The 2381-nt window shown below is 44.4% G+C and carries 2 protein-coding genes; both read right to left on the bottom strand.

Annotation, left to right across the window (positions count from 1 at the left end; genetic code table 11):
* Positions 1-253: 253 nt before the first annotated feature.
* The gene (locus AC13EX_RS01170) at positions 254-1399 is read right to left on the bottom strand and encodes an IS91 family transposase (protein ID WP_482891214.1); all 1146 of its coding nucleotides are present in this window, start codon (positions 1397-1399) and stop codon (positions 254-256) included.
* Positions 1389-2144 carry a tyrosine-type recombinase/integrase gene (locus tag AC13EX_RS01165; protein ID WP_482891213.1) on the bottom strand — a complete coding sequence of 252 codons (756 nt, stop codon included), beginning with the start codon at positions 2142-2144 and terminating at the stop codon, positions 1389-1391. The genes AC13EX_RS01170 and AC13EX_RS01165 overlap by 11 nt, the downstream gene beginning before the upstream one ends.
* Positions 2145-2381: the final 237 nt, after the last annotated feature.

Genomic DNA, 2381 nt, shown 5'->3' with positions numbered 1-2381 from the left:
CAATAACTAAGCATTCTGACGGCTGGAACAGCCTAGTCTGAATGCAGTGTTGAACGAAAGGTGTTGGGAATTAGGATTACTATGGGGAATGGTTTTCTCTTTTTGTTTTTTTAGCTGTAGGAGAATGAAAAAGTTGCTGATTTAATATTGTTCTTTGGCTTAGGGGTCCTCTTTTTAGTAGCTATTATTTATAAGTGAAAGTATTTTGGAGCTAATTTGAGGCTGTTTTTACCGTTTGGGCATACTTGTCCCATTAAGCTAGCTGGAGCTCATTATTTTGCTTCCTGATTTTGTTAAACCAGTTGGCTGGTGGCCCCCTTTGATCAAAGCATGCCACTGTATGCAGTTCTCCCGTTTTGCAACAAGGGCACTTTCTGAGCAGGGGAGTAGGGTTTTCCCCTACTTCTATTACGACCTGACCTATCTGCCTGTCGATACTGACCTTATGTGTTGCCTTGAAGGCACTGGCCAGGATTCCATAATGTCTGATGCGGGTAAAACCCTTGGGTAAGATATGTAATGAAAATCTTCTTAGGAATTCACGAGCTGTTAACCTACAAGTTTCTTTTTTGCCTTCTTTCCGGTAGTTCTTTACCGTAAATTGAACCTCACCGTTTTGAAGTGATTTGATCCGTTGGTTGCTAATGGCAATCTTGTGAGAATACCTACCTAGGTATTCAATAACCTGTTTTGGGCCGAAGAATGGTTTTTTGCAATAGATGACCCATTTCTTGGAGAACAATTGCCTTGCAGTGTTCGGGGTCAACAACTTCTTTTCCCTAAGTGCCTGCACCATTCTTGCCCTGAATACGGTAGACATTTTCTTTACCGGAAAAAGAAATCGCCCTTTGGAGAGAGAAGCCTTCCATTTACCGGAAGGTGTTAGACCACCAGCAGGAACAATGCAGTGCAGATGAGGGTGTAAGCTTAGGTTCTGCCCCCATGTATGTAACACACTTACCATTCCAGTCTTTGCACCTAGCAACTTGGGGTTGGCAGCAAAGTCCCTGACGACTGACCATGCGGTTTGAAACAGCAGGTGGTAAAGCTCAGAAGGCTTGGTCAATGCTAATTCATTGAGCGTGTCAGGCAAGGTGAACACGACATGAAAGTAAGACGCATTCAACAGATCCTTTTCCCTATTCTGGATCCACCGTTCACGTAGGTGTCCCTGGCAGCGTGGGCAGTGCCTGTTTCGGCAACTGTTATAACTCAGGTGTAGCTTTTTACAATCAGGATTATCGCAACGATCAATATGCCCTCCCATCTCAGCGGTTCGGCAACGCATCAGCGCATAGAGGGTACGGGCTTTCCAAGCATTGGGAGCTATTGCAGGAATATCGTTGTGTAAGGCTCTGATAATATCAGCAAGCTGACAGGCAGAATGCTTATCCCTCATAAAGTTTCTCCAATGGACTAAAAGGAGCCTGCCTGCCAACCCTTGCCACATGGAGATAGACTAAAGTAGTATTGATATCGACATGGCCGAGGAGTTCTTTGAGCGTAAAGATGTCAGTGCCCATCTCAAGTAGGTGGGTAGCATAGCTATGCCTAAGAGAGTGAGCGGTAACTTGCTTGAGTATACCACTAGCTCGTCTGGCTTCACGTGCGGCCCACTGCACACCCCTTGCACTAATGGGAACAGGTTCACCTGCACTGTTTTTGCCGTTAAAGAGATAATCGACAGGTTTTTCTACTTCCAAATAAGTTTTAATTCCTCTTGCCAGAAGATCGCAGAGAGGAACATATCGGTCTTTTCGGCCTTTCCCTTCCCGGATATGGAGCATTTTTCGGTCAAGATCGATATCCGTTATTTTGAGTTTACAACATTCAAAGTTCCGTAGTCCACAGCCATAAAGTAAAGCAAGGATTAGGCGATGTTTGAGTAGCTTTGGAGCCTTTAATAGCTCCTTAACCTCTTGCTGGCTAAGGACGACAGGGAGTTTTTTTGGTCGTTCGATGGAGGGCAGAATGACGCTGCTTTCTTTTCGGTCAAAGATTCGAAAAAGGTAGCGCAGTCCGTAAACGGTGTGTTTAAAGAAACTGTCGGAGGGAGTATTGTGCTTACGCTTGAGGAAATGGAGGTAGTCCTGTATGACTTCGTCGTCAAGTTCAAGCAGATCAGAGTTGAGATGTAGTCCCATATGGGCCAGGCATCGGGCGTAATTATTGAGAGTGCTCTGACTTTTCCCCGAAATGGTTATTGATCTTCGGAGTCTTTTGAGCTGTAAATCATAGCCTGGCACATTTTCACAGGCTTTTTCAATGATAGATTGCTTTTTTTTTCATAGCTTAAAATGTTTAATATTAACGATAAGTCTAATGTAGGAAGAAACGGCAACAACTGCCGGCTTCCTGCCTTAGCAGGATTCGTTCAACAA

The organism is Cyclobacterium sp. L-R, assembly GCF_056859355.1.
This window is presented reverse-complemented; position numbering and strand designations above follow the sequence as displayed.

Coding starts and splice junctions, on each gene's coding strand:
- AC13EX_RS01170 (WP_482891214.1), bottom strand. CDS start 1,399: ATGAGGGATAAGCATTCTGCCTGTCAGCTTGCTGATATTATCAGAGCC.
- AC13EX_RS01165 (WP_482891213.1), bottom strand. CDS start 2,144: ATGGGACTACATCTCAACTCTGATCTGCTTGAACTTGACGACGAAGTC.